The following is an 18,764-nucleotide window of genomic DNA, read 5'->3' as shown; positions in this document are numbered from 1 at the left end:
TAAGAGTCTTGCACCGCGACACCGAGCGGCCCTAGCCTGAACGGAGAGAAAGCGCTTTCTATGCTTTCTCCATCGCTTCCTCGGAAGCTCCGCACAAGGAACACCGCAACAAGACGAAGGAGGGGACACCGTGCAGCGCAGGACGATCAAGATCGCCATGAACGGCGTCACCGGGCGGATGGGATACCGCCAGCACCTGGTCCGCTCCCTGCTCGCACTGCGCGAGCAGGGCGGGCTCGACCTCGGCGACGGCACGGTGCTGTGGCCGGAGCCGGTGCTGGTCGGCCGCCGCGAGGAGGCCCTGCGGGCCATCGCGGAGCGGCACGGACTGGAGCACGTGAGCACCGACCTGGCCGCGGTGCTGGCCGACCCCGAGGTCGAGATCTACTTCGACGCCCAGGTCACCGGCGCCCGCGAGGCGGCCGTGCGGCAGGCCGTGGCGGCCGGCAAGCACGTCTACTGCGAGAAGCCCACCGCCCTCACCTTCGAGTCCTCGCTGGAGATCGCACGCCTGGCCGACGCGGCCGGCGTCAAGCACGGGGTGGTGCAGGACAAGCTGTTCCTGCCGGGCCTGCTGAAGCTCAAGCGGCTCATCGACGGCGGCTTCTTCGGCGAGATCCTGTCCGTGCGCGGGGAGTTCGGATACTGGGTCTTCGAAGGCGACTGGCAGTCCGCCCAGCGCCCTTCCTGGAACTACCGCTCCCAGGACGGCGGCGGCATCGTCGCCGACATGTTCCCGCACTGGGAGTACCTGCTGCACGAGCTGTTCGGCCGGGTCCGCTCGGTGCAGGCGCTGACCCGCACCCACATCGGCCGCCGCTGGGACGAGGAGGGCAAGCCGTACGAGGCCACCGCGGACGACGCGGCGTACGGGATCTTCGAGCTGGAGGGGGGCGCCGTCGCGCAGATCAACTCCTCCTGGGCGGTACGGGTCAACCGCGACGAGCTCGTGGAGTTCCAGGTCGACGGGACGCACGGGTCGGCGGTCGCCGGGCTGCGCGGCTGCCGGATCCAGCACCGCGCGACGACTCCGAAGCCGGTGTGGAATCCGGACCTGCCCCTGACCGAGAACTTCCGCGACCAGTGGCAGGAGGTCCCGGACAACACCCCCGCCGACAACGGCTTCAAAGCCCAGTGGGAGCTGTTCTTGCGCCACGTCGTACGGGACGAGCCCTGGCAGTGGGACCTGCTGGCCGGCGCCCGCGGGGTGCAGCTGGCCGATCTCGGGCTGCGTTCCTCTGCGGAGGGCCGACGGCTCGTGGTCCCGGAGGTGGCGCTGTGAGCATCCGGCTCCCCTCCGCGGACGGCGGGCTGCGCCTCCACGCGCCGGTGACCGCTCCGCTGGCGCCGCTCAGCTGCGGCCCGGCCCGCAGCCGCGCCTTCTACTCGGCCGCGCACGTGGTGGCCGACCCCCTCTCCGCCTCGGCCGACTCCGGACCGGTGATCGACTGGGAGTCCACGCTGGCCTTCCGGCACACGCTGTGGGCGCAGGGCCTCGGGGTCGCCGAGGCCATGGACACGGCGCAGCGCGGGATGGGCCTGGACTGGCCGGGCGCGGCGGAGCTGATCCGCCGTTCGACCGCCGAAGCCCGGTCGGTGGGCGGCCGGATCGTCTGCGGGGCGGGCACGGACCAGCTGGCTCCGGATACCACCCATGACCTGGCCGCCGTCACCGCGGCGTACGAGGAGCAGCTGGCGCTGGTCGAGGAGTGCGGGGCGACGGCCGTGCTGATGGCCTCCCGGGCGCTGGCCGCCACGGCGCGCGGCCCGGAGGACTACCTGGAGGTGTACGGGAGGCTGCTGCGGCAGAGTTCCCGGCCCGTGGTCCTGCACTGGCTGGGGCCGATGTTCGACCCGGCGCTGGAGGGGTACTGGGGGCGCGCCGATCTGGACGCGGCCACGGACGTCTTCCTGAAGATCATTTCCGAGTATCCGCAGAAGGTCGACGGCATCAAGGTCTCGCTGCTCGATGCGGGGCGCGAGGTGGACATCCGGCGGCGGCTGCCCGCGGGCGTGCGCTGCTACACGGGCGACGACTACCACTATCCCGAGCTGATCGCCGGGGACGGCGAGCTGGCCAGCGACGCCCTTCTGGGGATCTTCGATCCGATCGCCCCGATCGCGGCGCGGGCGGCGCTCGCCCTCGACCAGGACGATGCGGCCGGATTCCGGGAGCTGCTGGATCCGACGGTGGCGCTGTCCCGGCACCTGTTCGCTCCGCCCACCCGCTACTACAAGACGGGCGTCGTGCTCCTGGCCTGGCTCGCGGGGCACCAGGAGCACTTCGCGATGGTCGGCGGGCTGCACTCGGCCCGCTCCCTCCCCCATCTGGCCACCGCCTACGAACTGGCCGACGACCTCGGCCTGTTCCCGGATCCGGAGCTCGCCGAGGCCCGGATGCGACAGCTGCTGGCCCTGCACGGGGTGGCCGCGTGAGCCCGGCGGGGGCGCCTGCCCGGTTCAGCCTGAACCAGGAGACGATCCGCCAGTGGTCCCTTCCCGAGCTGGTGGCCGGGTGCAGCGCGGCCGGGGTCGGCGCGGTCGGGCTGTGGCGCGATCCCGTACAGCGGTTCGGGGTGCGGGAGACCGCGAAGCTGGTCGCCGGGGCCGGACTGCGGGTCAGCTCGCTGTGCCGGGGCGGCTTCTTCACCGCCGCCGATCCGCACGGGCGGGCGGCCGCCCTCGAGGACAACCGCCGTGCCGTGGAGGAGGCCGCCGAGCTGGGCGCCGACGCGCTGGTCCTGGTCTCGGGCGGCCTGCCGGACGGAGACCGGGACCTGGCGGGAGCCCGGCGGCGGATCGTCGACATCCTGGGCGACCTGGTCCCGTACGCCGCCGGGCACGGGGTGCGCCTGGGGATCGAGCCGCTGCACCCGATGTACGCGGCGGACCGCTGCGTGGTCTCCACCCTCGGTCAGGCCCTGGACATCGCCGAGGAGTTCCCGGCGACGCGGGTGGGGGTGGTCGTCGACTCCTACCACCTGTGGTGGGACGAGCGGCTGCCTTCCGAGGTCCGGCGGGCCGGAGAAGCCGGGCGGATCGTGTCCGTCCAGGTCGCCGACTGGGTCACGCCGCTCCCCGAGGGCGTGCTGCTGGGACGGGGGCAGCTGGGCGACGGCTCGATCGACCTGAGGGCCTTCCGGGAGCTGACCGACGCCGCGGGGTACCTGGGGCCGGTGGAGGTGGAGATCTTCCATCCCGGGCTGTGGGCGCGCGACGGCGCAGAGGTGCTGCGGGAGGTGATCGACCGCTACCGCGCGCACGTCGCATGAGGTGAAGGGGGGAGTGCACGAGCCGAAGTACACGGGGGCCACAGCGTTTCGGGCGCAGCAGCTGTTCAGGCGAAGCAGCGTTTCGAGCGAAGCAGCGTTTCAGTCAAAGGAGACTGTGATGACAGATGTGTGGAGCCGCCGTGCCTTCCTCACGGCGGTCGGTGGCAGCGTGGTGCTGCTCGGCACCCCCGCCTTCCCCGCGACCGCCGGGACGGTGACCTCGGTGCACGCCGCCATGCGCGCGGTTTGGCAGGGCCTCGTCCTGGGGAGCGTGTCCTCCCCCACCGCGGAGCCGTTCCGCACCCGGCTGACCGCGCTGGGCGCGCAGGCAGGCCAGTGGCGCTCCTCGATGGCCCCGGCGACCGGTTCGCTCTGGCCCGACCAGGTCTTCACCACCGACCCCGAGTGGCTGGCGCAGAGCTACTACCGGCTGCGGAGCATGGCGGAGGCCTACGTAAGACCCGGGACGGGGCTCACCGGTGACGCCGCGCTGGGTACGGCCGTGCTGACCGGGCTGGACCATCTCCACGCCCAGGCCTACAACGCCGGCCAGACGCGGTACGGCAACTGGTGGTGCTGGCAGATCGGCGCCCCCCAGGCGCTGCTCGACACCGTCGTCCTGATGTACGGCCTGCTCTCCGCGGCCCAGCTCTCCGCCTACTGCGCCGCCGTGGACCATTTCGTACCGGATTCCTCGGTCGGCTCGTACACGGGGACCAGCACCGGGGCGAACCGGGTGGACCTGTGCCGGGTGCTCGCGCTGCGCGGTGTGGTCGGCGGCGACGACGCGAAGATCGCCCTGGCCCGGGACGCGCTCACGCCGGTGTTCCCGTACGTCACCTCCGGCGACGGGCTCTACCGGGACGGTTCCTTCATCCAGCACACCTACGTCGCGTACACCGGCTCGTACGGTTCGGTCATGCTCGGCGGACTGGGCATGCTGTTCGGCCTGTTGAAGGGGACGGCCTGGGAGGTCACCGATCCCGGCGCGCAGATCGTCTTCGACGCGGTGGAGCACGCGTGGGCTCCGTTCCTCTACAACGGGCTGATGATGGACGCCGTATCGGGGCGGGCCCCGAGCCGCGGGGTCCAACTGGCCGATCCACTCCAGGCGCAGCTGGACGACCACACCCGCGGGCACTCGGTCCTCGCCGCGATCCTGCTCCTCGCCGAGGGCGCGAGCACCGCCGAACGGACGCGCTGGCGCGGACTGGTGAAGGGTTGGACGGCGCGGGACTACTACGGCCCCCCGTTGTCGGACGTCACGCAGAGCCTGTCGGGCCTGGCCCGGCTCGCCGAGGTCTCGGCGGACGCCACGGTCACGGCGGTGCCCGAGCCGGTGGCGCACCGGCTGTTCCCCTCGATGGACCGGGCCACGCACCGCAGGCCGACGTGGGCGGCTTCCCTGTCCATGGCCTCGAAGCGGATCACGCACTACGAGACGGGCAACGGCGAGAACCTGCGCGGCTGGCACACGGGCAGCGGCATGCTGTGCTGGTGGGGCTCCACCTACGGGAACGGCCAGTACTCGGACGCGTTCTGGCCCACGGTCGATCCCTACCGGCTGCCCGGGACCACCGCCTCCCGCAAGGCACTGGCCGACGGCGCCGGGGGCGACTGGGGTGCCTCCCGGCCGGACGTCACCTGGGTGGGCGGCACGACCGACGGGGAGTTCGCCTCGGTGGGCCAGCACCTGAAGGGGCTGGGCAGTACGCTCACGGCCCGCAAGTCCTGGTTCTTCCTCGACGACACGGTGGTCTGCCTGGGCGCCGGGATCAGCTCCACGGACGGCGCCGCGGTCGACACGGTCATCGACAACCGGAACCTGGGCGCGACCGGCGCCCACGCCCTGAGCGTGAACGGCACGGTCCAGCCGGCCACGCTGGGCTGGACCGCCTCCTTCCCCGGGCCCGGCTGGGCGCACCTGGCGGGCTTCGGCGGCTATGTGCTGTCGGGTTCGGGCACCTTCCGGGCGTTGCGGGAGGCCCGCACCGGCCGGTGGAGCGACATCAACCGGGGCTCTTCCACCACGGTTCTCACCCGGCGCTATCTGACCCTCTGGTACGACCACGGGACGAACCCGACTACCGGCAGCTACGTCTACCAGCTGATGCCGGGAGCCTCGGCCGCCCAGACCGCGGCGCGGTCCGCGGCCACCGGATGGCTCACGGTCCTCGCCAACAACCCGACCGCCCAGGGGGTGGCGGTGGGCTCGCTCGGCTTCACCGGGGTGAACTTCTGGCAGGCCGCGACCATCGGCGCGCTGCAGGCGAGCGCGCCGTGTTCGGTCACGGTGCGGGAGCTCGGCGACGGCACGGCCGTGGTCTGCGTCTCGGACCCGACCCGCACCCTCTCGGGGCTGACCCTCGTGTGGAACCGGCCCGTCACCCAGGTGCTGTCCCAGCCGGCGAGCGTGGTCTCGGCAGGCACCGGGAGCGCGCTCCAGCTCGGCTTCGGCAGCTTCACCGCCCTGGCGGGGGCGAGCCAGGTGGTGAAGGTGAGGCTGGGGTGATCTCCGGGCCGCCTGATCCTCCCCGGGCCACCTAGTCCCGGACACGCGCGGGGCGGTAAAAGCTGAGCCCACGGTGTGACATAGCGTGACCTGCATGGATCAGGAGCACATATCCGGGGACGGCGAAGGCGCGGGCAGGCGGCGGTTCCTCGCCCTGGCGACGGGGGCCGCGGCCACCGCCGCCGGGCTGGGGGCCGTGGCCGGCTGCGCCGGCGGGGACGCCGGGGACGCCGGGGAGGCGGACGGGGCGGGGCCCGGCGAGAGCCCGGAGCCGTCCGGTCCCCCGGAGAAGAAGGAGGGGCCGCAGGGCTTCGACGTCCGGGCCGAGAACGCCCGCCCGGGGAACGCCGACTGGCAGGTCACCAAGGCCGGCCCGGCCCGCGCCATCGAGGGCTTCGCCGACCGGGTGAGCGTGCTGCCCGGCGAGTCCTTCGGCCTGCACGTCTCCACCACGGCGCCCCGGTTCACCGTCTCCGCCTACCGGATGGGCTGGTACGGCGGCGCCCGGGCCCGCCTGGTCTGGCGCTCCGAGGCCCTGCCCGGGGTGCGCCAGCCCGACCACACGGTGGACGCCTCGACGCGTACGGTCCGCACCCGGTGGGCCCGTAGCACCACCGTCGAGACCAAGGACTGGCCCGAGGGCTGCTACCTGCTGCGCCTCGACGCGCAGGGCGGCGAGGGCCAGCGGTTCGTCCCCGTCACCGTGCGGTCCGCGGCCACGGCCGGACGTACCGTCGTGGTCAACGCGGTGGCGACCTGGCAGGCGTACAACCGCTGGGGCGGATACGGCAGTTACGACGGCCCGAGCGGCGGCTACGCCTCGCGCTCGCTCGCCGTGACCTTCGACCGGCCCTACGAGTACGACGACGGCGCGGGCCTCTTCCTGGTGTACGAGGCTCCGCTGCTCGCGCTCGCGGAACGACTCGGCATCGCCCTGGCGTACACGACCACCACCGACCTGGCGCGGGAGAAGCGACTGCTGGAGGGGGCATCGGCGGTCCTCTCCCTCGGACACAACGAGTACTGGTCGCCCGAGCAGCGGGCGCACGTCACGGCGGCCCGGGACGCGGGCACCAACGTCGCGATCCTGGGTGCGAACTGCTGCTACCGCCGGATCCGGCTGGAGGCCTCCGAGCTCGGGCCGGACCGCACGGTGGTCTGCTACAAGTCCTCCTACGAGCAGGATCCCGGCTTCAAACGCGGACACCCCGCCACCGTCGACTTCCGTTCCCCGCCGGCCGCCGACCCGGAGAGCTCGCTGCTCGGCGTGATCTACGACGGCTACCCGGTGGACGCCCCGTACGTGGTGACCAACCCGGGCCACTGGCTCTTCGAGGGCACCGGCGCGAAGGCCGGCGACAGCTTCCCGCACCTGGTCGGCGTGGAGTACGACAGGGTCAACACCGGTTTCACCACCCCGCGTCCGATCGAGATCCTGGCCCACTCCCCCGTGGTCTGCGACGGCCGCCCCAGCCACCAGGACACGGCGTACTACACGACGCCGAGCGGCGCCGCCGTCTTCGCGACGGGGACGATGCGCTGGGTGGAGGCCCTCGATGCGAAGGGCGACGGCCGCAGCGGAGCCAACCACGGCCTGGACGCCCGCTCGGGCGCCCTGACCACGCGGATGACCGAGAACCTGCTCCGCACCTTCGCGGCGGGCCCGGCAGGACGGACGCATCCGGCGCAGGACAACGTGAAGTCGGTGTACGGGGGTCCGGGCGCATGAGGCCCGCCGCTCCACCCAAACGCACTGGACTCATCTCGTAAGGGCTGTTTAGGATCATGTCGCGGCATCGCGTGTCGGTCACCGGCCGGGTGAGACATGGAGGTGCCGGGACATGCCTTTCGGAGGCATCCACTCATGACCGTTCAGCTCAACCACACGATCGTCCACTCCGTTGACCACCGGGAGTCGGCCGAATTCCTGGCGTACTTCCTCGACCTGGAGGTCGGAGCCCCCTGGGGCCCCTTCATCCCCATCGAGATCGCCAACGGCGTCACCTTGGACTTCGCGACCATCCCCGCCGAGTCCATCACCCCACAGCACTACGCGTTCCTCGTCTCCGAGGCCGAGTTCGACGAGGCCTTCGAGAAGATCAAGCGGGCGAAGATCACCTACTTCGCCGACCCGCACGGACAGCGCCCCGGCGAGATCAACCACAACGACGGCGGCCGCGGCGTCTACTTCCAGGACCCCTCGGGCCACGGCATGGAACTGATCACCGTCCCGTACGGCGGCTTCACGCAGTAGGACCCGGGCCCGCCCGGCCCCGCCGGGCGGGCCCCGTCCGCCGTCGGGCCTCATCCGCCGTCACGTCAGAATCCCGTTCGTGCCCCGTCCTCCGGAAGGTAGACGATGTGCGGCGCGCCCGTCGTCGGATGGGTGGCGATGCGGGTGCGCACCCCGTAGACCTCCGCCAGCAGGGGCTCCGTCAGCACCTCCGCCGGAGTGCCGCAGGCCGCCACGCGGCCGCCCGCCAGGACGTACAGGCGGTCGCAGTACATCGCCGCCAGGTTGAGGTCGTGCAGAACCAGCAGGGCGGTGGCCGGCAGGGCGCGGACCAGGCCGAGGATCTCCAGTTGGTAGCGGATGTCCAGGTGGTTGGTCGGTTCGTCCAGGGCGAGCAGGCCGGGGTCCTGGACGAGGGCGCGGGCCACCAGGGCGCGCTGGCGCTCGCCGCCCGAGAGCCCGTCGAAGCGGCGGTCCGCGAGGGCGGCCGCGCCGACGGTGTCCAGGGCCCGCGCCACGCGGCGTACGTCGTCGGGTCCGTCCTGCTCCCAGAACCGCTTGTGCGGGCTGCGCCCCATGGCGACCACCTCGCGCACGGTGAGCCCGAACGTACCGGCCGCGTCCTGGGGCACCACCGCCACCCGCCGGGCCCGGTCCTTGACGCCCAGCGAGGCCGTGTCCGCGCCGTCCAGCAGGACGCGCCCGCCGGTCGGGCGCAGGGCGCCGTAGACGCAGCGCAGCAGTGTCGTCTTGCCACTGCCGTTGGGACCGACGACCCCGACCGTCTCGCCGGGGCGGGCGGTGAGGTCGATCCCGTGCAGCAGCGGCTGCCCGTCGATCGCGTACCGCACGTCCTCGACGGCGAGTTCCGCAGGTCCTGCCTGTCCCACCTGTCCCGCCGTCATCCCACGACCCCTTCGGTACGGGTGGACCTGCGCAGCATCCACAGGAAGAACGGCCCGCCGACCAGCGCCGTGACCACGCCCACCGGGATCTCCTCCGGTGCGGCGGCGGTACGGGCGATCAGGTCGGCCAGGGTCAGGAACACCGCCCCGCCCAGCGCGGCCACGGGCAGCAGCGCCCGGTGCCCGGCGCCGACGGCCATCCGGGCGGCGTGCGGGACCATCAGCCCCACGAAGCCGATCGCACCGCTGTAGGCCACCAGTACGCCGATGACCAGCGAGGTGAGGACGAACACGGCGGCCCGGAACCGGCCCGTGTCCAGGCCGAGCGTCTGGGCTCCCTCCTCCCCCGCGAGCAGCAGGTCGAGCGGCCGGGCCAAGGCGACGAGCAGCCCGGTGCCCAGGACCAGGGCCCCGGCGGGCAGGGCCAGTTCGCTCCAGCGCGCCCCGCCCAGCCCGCCGAGGGTCCAGAACAGCACGCTGCGGATCTGGTCGGGATGGGCGGCCAGCACCAGGATCAGGCTGGTCAGGGCGGAGAGCACGTACTGGACGGCGACCCCGGCGAGGATCAGCCGGCCGGTGGTCATGGTGCCGCCGCGCCGGGCCATCGCGTAGACGGCGACGAGCGCGCCCATCGACCCGGCGAACGCGGCGAGCGGTACCGCGGCGGCGCCCGCGAAGCCGAGGAACCCGGCGCCGAAGACGATCACCAGCACCGCCCCGGCCGAGGCCCCGGAGGAGGCCCCGAGCAGGAACGGGTCGGCGAGCGGATTGCGTACGAGGGCCTGGAGCACGGTTCCCGCGACGGCGAGGCCCGCGCCGACGACGGCTCCGAGCAGGACGCGCGGCATGCGGACGTCCCACACGATCGCCCCGAAGGCGCCTGTTCCCCCTCCGGGTCCCGGCCCTGCGAGCACGATGTCGAGCACCTGGCCCGGAGGGATCCGCACCGGTCCCAGGGCCAGGCCCGCCAGGGCCGACGCGGCCAGCGCGGCGCCGAGCAGGGCCAGTACGACCGGGGTACGGGTGAACGCGCGGGCGGCCCGGAGCCTCACGGGGCGGCGGGGTGGAGCTGGCCGCCCAGCGATTCGACGGCGTCGGCGACGCGTACGCCGAGCACGGCGGAGGACAGCGGCAGCACGACGAACCGCTGGTTCTTGACCGCGGGGACCTGCGCCAGCGCCGGGTCGTTCAGCAGGCGCTGCTTCTTGGCTTCGACGGTGGTGCCGCCGTAGTCGTAGATGAGGACGACCTCGGGCTTGCGCTCGATGACCTTCTCCCACGACACGTCGCCGAAGGTGTCGTCGAGGTCGGCGAACACGTTCGCGCCGCCCGCCAGCGCGACGATCTCGTTGCCGATGCCCTTGCCGCCCGAGGTGAAGGCGGAGGCCTCGCCCGAGTCGTAGACGAAGACGGCCGGCTTGGCCCGGTCCTTCACGCGTGCGCTGACGGCCTCGATGCGGCGCTGTTCGTCGGCGATGAGCCGTTCGCCGCGCTCGGGCACGCCGAAGGTCCGTGCCACCTCGGTGATTTCGGTCCTGAGCTGGTCGAGGCCGACCTTGCCCTCGGTGCAGTACTCCACGCTGAGGCGGGAGTTGATGCCGGACTTCGCGAGTCCCTCGCGGTCGCGGCCCTGCGCCTTGTCGAAGGCGCTGGAGTAACCCCCGTACACGAAATCGGGGTTGGCGCCGAGGAGGATCTCCTTGGAGGGGTACTCCTTCGCCAGCACCTTGATCTTGTCGTACGCGGGCCGGTAGGCGGGCAGTACGGCGTCGTCCAGGTAGGCCGTCCCGACCGTCTTGCCCTCCAGGCCGAGGGCCAGGAGGATCTCGGTGGCGTGCTGGTTCATCGCGACCGCACGCTGCGGCGGCGCCTGATAGGTGCTGGTGACACCGCAGTTGGTGACCGTGTACGGGAATCCGGGCGCGGCGCCCGCCGCCGCCTTCCCGTCCTGCGCCGCGGGAGATCCCCCGCACGCGGCCAGCGGTATCAGGAGGGGGACGGGCAGGAGCGCGCGCAGCAGCGCACGGGGGTACGAAGACATGGTGAAGCCTCTCCGGGGGATCCGCGTCCCCTGGTCGAACCGAAAGAGGCGGTGCGTCAGTGTCTGACTCCCGGGTCCCCGCACGGGGGTGCCCGGTCACAGTGGCGGGACCGCACCGGATTCGCACCGGTTTCCTGTCCTGCACCGCCTGGATAACCCGGCCCAGTGTGCCAGAAGGGCGACGTCAGCGGCGCGTGCGCACCGCATCGGCCGCCCGGGAGGCGAGGGTGCGCAGCGCCTCGTCGGACGGTGATCCCGGTTCGGCCGTGTAGAGGTAGAGCATCTGGTCGGGGTCGTCCGGAAAGGCGAAGGACTCGTACTCCAGGGCCAGTTCGCCGACGCCCGGGTGCCGGAAGCGCTTGGTCCCGTGGGTGTGTTCGAGCACGTCGTGGCCGGCCCACCACCGCCGGAAGTCCCCGTCGAGCGCGCCCAGTTCCTTGACGAGCGGACTCAGATCCGGATCGTACGGGTGCCGGCCCGCGTAGAACCGCAGCGCGGCGACGGCTGCGCGCGCGGCACCCTCCCAGTCGGCGAAGAGCCCGCGGGCGGCGGGGTCGAGGAAGAGGAACCGCGCCAGATTGCGCCCGCGCCGGCCGGGCGTGCCCGACTCCGGGGTGTGGGGCGCTGCCGCACCGAAGTCGGCGTACAGGGCCTCCGCGAGCCGGTTCGCGGCCAGGACCTCGAGCCGGCGCCCCATGATCATCGCCGGGGTGCCGTCCTCCAGGGCGTCCAGTACCCGGTACAGGCCCGCCCGGACCCGCTGCGGGCCGGCGGCGTCCGCGGGGCCGGGAGCTCCGGCCGCCGCTCGGGCGGCGCGCCCGGGCCCGGGGGCCCGCTGCGGCCGGGCCAGGTCGAAGAGGTGGGACCGCTCGGTGGCGTCGAGCCGCAGCGCCCGGGCCACGGCGTCGAGGACCTCGTCGGAGACGTGCAGGGTGCGCCCCTGCTCCAGCCGCGTGTAGTAGTCGACGCTGACCCCCGCAAGCTGCGCCACCTCCTCCCGCCGCAACCCGGGCACCCGCCGCCTCCCCGGGTGGGCGGCGACCCCCACCTCCTCGGGACCGATCCGGGCCCGCCGGGAACGCAGGAAGTCCCGCAGGTCGGAACGGGGCTCGCGCCCGGCGGTGGCGTTCATTCCCCCAGGCTAGGCGGTCCCCCCGGCTTCCTCCGTCACCTCCGCCCCGGGCCACTCCGAGCCGACGCCGCGAGCCACCTCGTCCGAGCCGTCCGGGCCATCGGGCGGGCCGGCCCTTTCCGGCCGTCCGGGCCGCCCGAGCCGTCCGGGCCGCCCGAGCCGCCCGAGCCGCCCGAGCCGCCCGAGCCGCCCGAGCCGCCCGAGCCGCCCGAGCCGCCCGAGCCGCCCGAGCCGCCCGAGCCGCCCGAGAGAGTCTCCGGCAGCCGCGCCGGCACCGCTGCCCTCTGTCCCTCAGCCCAACTGCCCAACTGCCCCCGGGCCACAGTCGCGCCACGTCTGTCACAGCCCCGTCACATCAGCCCCACGGGCCCCGCTCCCGGGCCACCATGACCCGATGCGCAGACACCACGTGATCATCGCCCTCACCGGCGCCGGAATCCTCGCCCTCACCGGCTGCGGCAGCGACTCCGACGCACCGACCTCCGACAAGGCCTCCACCTCGACCGTACCGAGCGCCCGACCCAGCGCCGATCCGAGCGCGGCCCGCCCCGACAGCGGCCTCCCGCCGAGCCCCGCACCGGCGCAACGCGCCACCTACCTGGCCGCGCTGAACAAGATCGACCCCGAGATCGTCAACGGCCAGGACGACAAGGCCGTCTCGCGGGGCCTCGACCAGTGCCAGTCCATGAAGGGCGAGAAGGACCCGGCCAAGCGAGTCGCCGGCGCGAACCAGCGCTTCATCGGCCCCAACCACCCCGACGGCTTCGGCCCCGTCAAGTCCGCCCTGATCGTCGCAGCCACCCAAGCCAACCTCTGCCCGACCTACTGATCCCGGACGAGGCAGGCAGGGGGGCGGACCGCAGGCACCGGCAGCGGTTCGCCTTCGACGACGAGCCAGGCCTCAAGGAGCCAGGCCTCGACGAGCTCGGCTCGACGAGCTCGTCGCTCTCCCGGTCGTCCACCGGTGACTGCCGATGCCCCCTCATGTGCCCCTCCCCTGAACCCTCCAGCGCTTTGGCGCCTTTCCCGGTTCTCGTCCAGCCCGATCATGACCAGTAGAGTCTGCCCGGCGGAAGATCAACCCCTCGTGACCCGCCAGTCCACCTTCCTCTCCGGACAGGCCTCACACCGTGACCCCACCTCCTCGGCGGCATCGTGGCGCCGCCGCGCTGGCTGCCATAGCCACCGTCTGCGGACTGATCACCGCCGCAGGCACCACCTCGGCCGCCGCAGCTACGGCGACGGCCCAGTGCCCGTCGCCGCAGTTCACCCGCGATTTCTTCCCCACCACCTCGTTCAGCCAAGCGCCCGTACGGACCGACTGCGACGTCGCGGTCGACGAGAACTGGGGCACCGGCGCTCCGGCAGCCGGCCTGCCGTCCGACAATTTCGGGGTCCGCTGGACCCTGGACCGCGACTTCGGATCGGGCGGCCCGTTCACCCTGACAGCCACCGGCCAGGACGGCATACGCGTCTACCTCGACGGTGCCCTTCACATCGACCTGTGGAAGAACGTCGCGGCTGACCAGACGCAGACCGTGAACGTGACGATTCCGCCCGGCACCCACAAGTTGCGCGTCTACACCGTCAACTGGAGCGGCGCCGCCGACGTCAAGTTCGGCTACGTGCCCAGGACCTCCGCGGCCGAGGACAAGGTCAAGCCCCTCGCCCCGACCGGCCTCACGTCAGTGCTCGACAACACCACCGCGCAGGTGAAGGTGGCCTGGGCGGCGAACCGGGAAATGGACCTCGGCGTCTACCGGGTCTACCGACGGCTCGCGGGGACCACCGCCTGGACCGCCGTCCGCACCACGAAGGCAACGTCCTTCGCCGAGCCGCCGCCCGAAGGCGCCGGCCGTACCTACGAGTACCAGGTACGCGCCTTCGACCTGGCCGGCAACGCCTCTGCCGCGACCACCGGGCAGCCGGTGGCCACCTCCAACGCCGCCGTCCCCGGCGTTCCCCGTGCCACGGCCGCCGACACCGGCATCTCCCTGACCTGGCCGACGTCCCCCGGAGCAACCGGCTACCTGGTCAAGCGGACCGGTGACGCCACCGTCCGCAAGACCACCGCGGCGAGCTTCAAAGACACCGCGGCCCCGCGCTCGGTCGTCTCCGAGTACCAGGTCGCGGCCGTCGACTCGGCCGGCCGGGCCTCCCGGTACAGCACCCCGGTCACCGCTCGCCGCCCGGTCGCGGCACCGCACGAGGTCACCGCGAAACCTGTCGGCAAGTACGTCGACCTGACCTGGAAGGTCCGCCCCGCGACGGACGGCGCCTACGAGGGCTTCACCGTCTACCGGTCCACCACTCTCCCCGTGAACACCCAGACGGCGGAGGTCTTCTGCAGCAGCCGTACCTCGAAGAAGCTGCCGGACGGGCAGATCCAGTGGACCTGCCAGGACAACGGGACCGCAGCCAACACCAAGTACCACTACGCGGTGCGGGGCTGGGGCGTCGACCAGCACGCGGGCAACACCTCCGTACCGTCCAACACCGCCACCGTCACCACGGGCTCCCGCGACCAGACACCGCCCCCTCCGGTCACCGGCCTGACCGCACGGGCCACCGCCTACGGCATCGTCCTGAAGTGGAGCGCCAACCCTGCCTCCGACCTCCAGCGGTACGAGGTCTACGCCGGCACCCCGATGGGCCAGGACTGCTCGGCGGGCGTGACGGCGTACCTCGGCACGGCTGACACGTCATACCTGTTGGAGACCCTGCCTGACGGCGAGGAGCTGTGCTTCTTCGTCGACGCCGTCGACACCACCGGGAACTCCAGCTTCCAGTGGACCGGGGACGCCTCGGTCGTGAACGCCACCGAGCTGGACCTGACACCGTCCGTCGCGACTCCCGAGAACGGACCGATCACCCTCGACGCCACCCGTACGTCCTCCGGCACCGGCGCCGAACTTTCGTGGAACAAGGTCACGGACGCGATCGGCTACCTGGTGTACCGCTGGAATCCGACGACCAAGGCCTACGAGAAACTGACGCCCCAGCCCATCACCGGCACCGCCTACACAGACTCCGCCCCGCCCACCGGAACCACCCACTTCTACCGGGTGACCGCCTCATACGCCGACGGCAAGGAGTCGGCACCCGGCGGGAACCACGTGATCCTCCCACCGGCCCACCCGTAGGACGGACGCACGCGGGCCGCGGCCGGCAGGGCTTGGCGCGGTCCGCGTGACAGCCGTGAACACCACCGACGCCAGTGCGGTCCCTGCTGTCGCCGGCCGACGAGCCGTGGCCCGTGTGCGAGGGACCGCACCTGCGGCGCACTGACCCGTCCGTACCTCACGATGGACAGCGGCCGCGACCCGGACCTCAGCGTGGGCCGATTCGGCGAACTGCGCATCTTCACCTGTCCGGTGGACGCCGCGCACCCTCTCCGCCTGAACATCCAGTAGCGGCGCGCTGCGCATCCCGAACCCCAGATCAGGAGAAGTCGGGTAAGGAAAAGCCCCCCGGCCGATGACGGCCGGGGGGCTGAAAACAGGGTTTCACCTGTTCACCAACTTGCAGGGGCGGCAGGGCTCGAACCTACGACAACCGGTTTTGGAGACCGGTGCTCTACCAACTGAGCTACGCCCCTTCGGTGAGACCAACCATGCCATGTCGCGCTCCGAAGATCCACTGAATTCGGTGGTCAACCGCTGAGAATTTCGTCCCGCGTGCGGGCGCCGGCCGACTTGAGCCAGTCGATGATCGGGTTGTCTTCGCTGGTCAGGGTCATGTCGAGGGGCGTCTGGCCGCCGTGGCCGATCCAGTTGATGTCCGCTCCTTGAGACAACAAGTATTGCGCCGTGGACAGCTGGCCCCCGTGGCACGCCCCCCAGAAGGCGCTGGTGATCTCATCCGGATCGGCCCCCGCCCCGACGGAGTCCTCGACCGCGGCGAGGAGTCCGAGGGTGGCCGCGTCCTGGAGGGTGGGGCGGGCTCCGAGTTCGAGGAGTCTGCGTGCCGCCCTCCACTGCCCGAAGCCGCTCGCGTCGGCCAGGGGGGCGCCGCCTCCCAGGACCGAGCCCGGGGCCTCGAGGTCGGCCCCGGCTTCGACCAGGGCGTCGATCGCGGTGACGTCGTCGTTGCTCGCGGCCCAGTGGAGCGGGGTTTCCCGGTGCGCGCCGACGAAGCGGGCTCCCGGGTCGGCTCCGGCGGCGACGAGGGTACGGATCACCTCCGCGGTCCGCGGGTAGTGGCCGGGCCAGTCCACGGCGAGGTGCAGCAGGCTCCGCTCGCCCGCCGCCTCGCCCCGCTTCACGATCCGGCTCCCCGCCAGCCCGGGGTGCGCGGCCAGCAGCCGCCGGAGTCCGTCCAGGTCGCCGCCCCGGATCGCGGCCGTGACGGCTACGGCGAGCGGGTCCTCCGATGTGAGGGAGAGCATGCGGCCCAGCCTACGAGCCCCCCGGTCAGCACGGGCGCGGCGCGGGTCGCGTGTCCCGACTCCGCGGAGGATCGTGGAATGGTGGACAGGGTGACGAGCGGTGCGGCGTCGGCAGGTTCCGTCCGGCACGGGTCGGCCCGGACGGGCCCCGTCGGACGGCGCCGGCCGCGCACGCTCGCCGTCCTCGCGGCGCTGACGGCCGCCCTGCTCCTCGGCCCCGCCCCGCCGGGTTCCGGCGCCGGTCCGGGGCCGGACGCCTCCGGCGAGACCGTGTCCCTCACCGGAAGCGCCCCCGGCGCGCGGCTCGACGTGACCCTCCTGCGGGTGGCCGACCCGGCGGGCCCCGCGCCCGACGACGCGGACCGGCTGGTCTCCGTACGGCTGCGCCTGGAGAACACCGGGACGGCCGTGTACGAGGATTCCCCGGCCGCCGCCACTCATCTGCTGGATTCCGAGGGGCACCGCTTCACCGGCCTGAACCTGTCAGAGGAGCCCGGCGTGGCCGGGGTCGCCGGCGCCGCCGGGGCCGCCTTCCCCGAGGCCGTCGTGCTCGGCCCCGGCTCCACGGCCACCGGCCTCGTCGCCTTCCGGCTGCCGCGGGACGCGGGCCTCGCCGCGGTCCAGTTCGCCCTCGACGGCGGACTCGCCGACGACGTCGCCCAGTGGAGCCTGGCCTGACCCGGACGCCCTCCCGTCCGCACCGACTTGCCCCGCCCCCTTGACCCGCTCTGGTCCAGACCAATAGTTTCCGCATGCACAGCGCACGCGCCCCGGCACCACTCACCGCATCCGCAAAGGAAGCCCATGCGCCGCAGCATGCTCGGCAGGCTGGCAGTCGCCGCCTGCTCCCTCTCCCTGCTGACCGCCTTCGCCCCCGCCCACGACGGCTCCGGCCACGAAGGCTCCGGGCACGGCCGCTCGTACAAGAAGGTCGGCTACTTCACCCAATGGGGCGTCTACGGACGGGACTTCCAGGTCCAGGACCTGGAGAAGAACGGCAGCGCGAGCAAGCTCACGCACATCAACTACGCCTTCGGCAACATCAGTGCGGACGGCAAGTGCTTCACCGGCAACATCCCCGGTGAGGCCGACGCCTGGGCCGACTACGTCCGTCCGCTGGACGCCGAGAACTCGGTGGACGGCGTCGCCGACGACTGGGTCCAGCCGCTCGCCGGCAACTTCAACCAGCTCCGCGAGCTCAAGGCCAAGCACCCGAACCTCAAGGTCCTGCTCTCGCTGGGCGGTTGGAGCTGGTCCACGCACTTCTCGGACGCCGCGCTCACCCCGGCCTCCCGCAAGGCCCTCGTCTCCTCCTGCATCGACCTGTACATCAAGGGCAACCTCCCGCAGGACGGCAGCCGCGGCGGCGCGGGTTCGGCTGCCGGGATCTTCGACGGGTTCGACATCGACTGGGAGTGGCCCGGCTCTTCGGGCGACACCGACACCACCTACCGCCCCGAGGACAAGAAGAACTTCACCGCGCTGGTGAGCGAGTTCCGCACGCAGCTCGACGACTACGCGCGCAGCCAGAAGCGGAAGGCGAAGTACGAGCTGTCCGCGTTCGTCCCGACCGCCCCCGCCAAGATCGACGCGGGCTTCGACGTCCGCCGGATCATGCGCGACCTGGACTTCGTGACCCTCCAGGGCTACGACTTCCACGTCTCCGGCGAGGCCACGACCGCCCAGCAGTCCGCGCTCTACGCGCGCAACGACTTCAGCGTCGACGGCACCGTGGACGCCTGGGAGCGGCGCGGCGCGCCCGCGCACAAGCTCGTGATGGGCATGCCGTTCTACGGGCAGGGCTGGACCGGAGTCAGCGGCGGCGGGGACGGCATGGGGCAGCCCGCGACGGGTCCGGCGCCGGCCAAGTGGGCGAACGGATACGCGGACTACAAGGAGCTCAAGGAGCTTGCGGCGTCCGGTACGTACAAGCTCCACCGGGACCGCCGCAACGGCAGCGCCTGGCTGTTCGACGGCACCACCCTGTGGACGTACGACGACCCGCAGGTGCTGCGCACCAAGACCCGGTACATCCGCGAAGAGGGCCTCGGCGGCGCGATGTTCTGGTCCCTGGACGCGGACACGGCCGACGGTGAGCTGATGACCGCGGTCGACGAGGGACTGCGCGGCCACTGACGGCCCCGCCCCCGAACAGCGGCGCCGGGCAGGGGGGAAAGGAGTGGGCCGGGGGGGGCCCCAAACCTCCCCCCCCCCCCCTGGGGGGGAAAAAAGGGCGAGGGGGTGACAAGCTCCCCTCCCCCTCGGGCGGGGGCGCGGGGGTA

15 protein-coding genes, 1 tRNA gene and 1 riboswitch are annotated in these 18,764 nt (G+C 72.4%); of the genes, 10 read left to right on the top strand and 6 right to left on the bottom strand.

Annotation, left to right across the window (positions count from 1 at the left end; genetic code table 11):
- Positions 1–157 precede the first annotated feature (157 nt).
- From ACFRU2_RS01890 to ACFRU2_RS01865, 6 genes are all read left to right on the top strand, one after another.
- Positions 158–1,282, top strand: a complete 1,125-nt coding sequence (locus ACFRU2_RS01890; protein ID WP_382967798.1) for a Gfo/Idh/MocA family protein — start codon at positions 158–160, stop codon at positions 1,280–1,282.
- Positions 1,279–2,436: a dihydrodipicolinate synthase family protein gene (locus ACFRU2_RS01885; protein WP_382966620.1), complete on the top strand. Its 1,158-nt coding sequence runs from the start codon at positions 1,279–1,281 to the stop codon at positions 2,434–2,436. Before ACFRU2_RS01890 ends, ACFRU2_RS01885 begins: the two co-directional genes overlap by 4 nt.
- Positions 2,433–3,272, top strand: coding sequence for a sugar phosphate isomerase/epimerase family protein (locus tag ACFRU2_RS01880; RefSeq protein ID WP_382966619.1), 840 nt, complete (start codon positions 2,433–2,435; stop codon positions 3,270–3,272). The genes ACFRU2_RS01885 and ACFRU2_RS01880 overlap by 4 nt, the downstream gene beginning before the upstream one ends.
- A 118-nt stretch (positions 3,273–3,390) precedes the next feature.
- Entirely contained in the window at positions 3,391–5,784 is a 2,394-nt protein-coding gene (locus ACFRU2_RS01875) for a polysaccharide lyase 8 family protein (RefSeq protein ID WP_382966618.1), read from the top strand.
- Between the two features lie 94 nt (positions 5,785–5,878).
- Positions 5,879–7,513 (top strand): N,N-dimethylformamidase beta subunit family domain-containing protein, encoded by a 1,635-nt coding sequence (locus ACFRU2_RS01870; RefSeq protein ID WP_382966617.1) that lies wholly within the window; start codon positions 5,879–5,881, stop codon positions 7,511–7,513.
- A 135-nt stretch (positions 7,514–7,648) separates the two neighbouring features.
- Complete coding sequence (locus ACFRU2_RS01865; RefSeq protein ID WP_382966616.1) at positions 7,649–8,038, top strand: VOC family protein; 390 nt, start codon at positions 7,649–7,651, stop codon at positions 8,036–8,038.
- Positions 8,039–8,103: 65 nt separating this feature from the next.
- Here the strand turns inward: ACFRU2_RS01865 and ACFRU2_RS01860 are convergent, their stop codons facing one another.
- The 4 genes from ACFRU2_RS01860 to ACFRU2_RS01845 form a co-directional block, all read right to left on the bottom strand.
- The gene (locus ACFRU2_RS01860) at positions 8,104–8,922 is read right to left on the bottom strand and encodes an ABC transporter ATP-binding protein (protein ID WP_382966615.1); all 819 of its coding nucleotides are present in this window, start codon (positions 8,920–8,922) and stop codon (positions 8,104–8,106) included.
- Positions 8,919–9,974, bottom strand: a complete 1,056-nt coding sequence (locus ACFRU2_RS01855) for a FecCD family ABC transporter permease (RefSeq protein ID WP_382966614.1) — start codon at positions 9,972–9,974, stop codon at positions 8,919–8,921. The genes ACFRU2_RS01860 and ACFRU2_RS01855 overlap by 4 nt, the downstream gene beginning before the upstream one ends.
- A complete protein-coding gene (locus ACFRU2_RS01850) occupies positions 9,971–10,963 on the bottom strand; it encodes an ABC transporter substrate-binding protein (RefSeq protein WP_382966613.1) in 993 nt (330 codons plus the stop codon). Before ACFRU2_RS01850 ends, ACFRU2_RS01855 begins: the two co-directional genes overlap by 4 nt.
- A gap of 57 nt (positions 10,964–11,020) precedes the next feature.
- A riboswitch (cobalamin riboswitch) is annotated at positions 11,021–11,101 on the bottom strand.
- Between the two features lie 46 nt (positions 11,102–11,147).
- Positions 11,148–12,095 (bottom strand): helix-turn-helix transcriptional regulator, encoded by a 948-nt coding sequence (locus tag ACFRU2_RS01845; RefSeq protein ID WP_382966612.1) that lies wholly within the window; start codon positions 12,093–12,095, stop codon positions 11,148–11,150.
- Between the two features lie 394 nt (positions 12,096–12,489).
- On the opposite strand from ACFRU2_RS01845, the gene ACFRU2_RS01840 reads away from it, so the two are divergent.
- Both ACFRU2_RS01840 and ACFRU2_RS01835 read left to right on the top strand, forming a co-directional pair.
- A complete protein-coding gene (locus ACFRU2_RS01840) occupies positions 12,490–12,924 on the top strand; it encodes a hypothetical protein (RefSeq protein WP_382966611.1) in 435 nt (144 codons plus the stop codon).
- A 301-nt stretch (positions 12,925–13,225) separates the two neighbouring features.
- The gene (locus ACFRU2_RS01835) at positions 13,226–15,238 is read left to right on the top strand and encodes a PA14 domain-containing protein (protein ID WP_382966610.1); all 2,013 of its coding nucleotides are present in this window, start codon (positions 13,226–13,228) and stop codon (positions 15,236–15,238) included.
- A gap of 382 nt (positions 15,239–15,620) precedes the next feature.
- Here the strand turns inward: ACFRU2_RS01835 and ACFRU2_RS01830 are convergent.
- Positions 15,621–15,693 (bottom strand) — tRNA-Trp (locus ACFRU2_RS01830).
- 54 nt (positions 15,694–15,747) lie between these two features.
- Positions 15,748–16,482: an ankyrin repeat domain-containing protein gene (locus tag ACFRU2_RS01825; protein WP_382966609.1), complete on the bottom strand. Its 735-nt coding sequence runs from the start codon at positions 16,480–16,482 to the stop codon at positions 15,748–15,750.
- A gap of 78 nt (positions 16,483–16,560) precedes the next feature.
- Here ACFRU2_RS01825 and ACFRU2_RS01820 point away from each other — a divergent pair, with 78 nt between their 5' ends.
- Both ACFRU2_RS01820 and ACFRU2_RS01815 read left to right on the top strand, forming a co-directional pair.
- A complete protein-coding gene (locus ACFRU2_RS01820) occupies positions 16,561–17,160 on the top strand; it encodes a hypothetical protein (protein ID WP_382966608.1) in 600 nt (199 codons plus the stop codon).
- 126 nt (positions 17,161–17,286) lie between these two features.
- Positions 17,287–18,618 (top strand): glycoside hydrolase family 18 protein, encoded by a 1,332-nt coding sequence (locus ACFRU2_RS01815; RefSeq protein ID WP_382966607.1) that lies wholly within the window; start codon positions 17,287–17,289, stop codon positions 18,616–18,618.
- Positions 18,619–18,764 lie beyond the last annotated feature (146 nt).

Origin of the sequence: Streptomyces sp. NPDC056883 (assembly GCF_042788835.1) — a bacterium.
GTDB classification, from domain to species: domain Bacteria; phylum Actinomycetota; class Actinomycetes; order Streptomycetales; family Streptomycetaceae; genus Streptomyces; species Streptomyces stoeckheimensis.
This window is presented reverse-complemented; position numbering and strand designations above follow the sequence as displayed.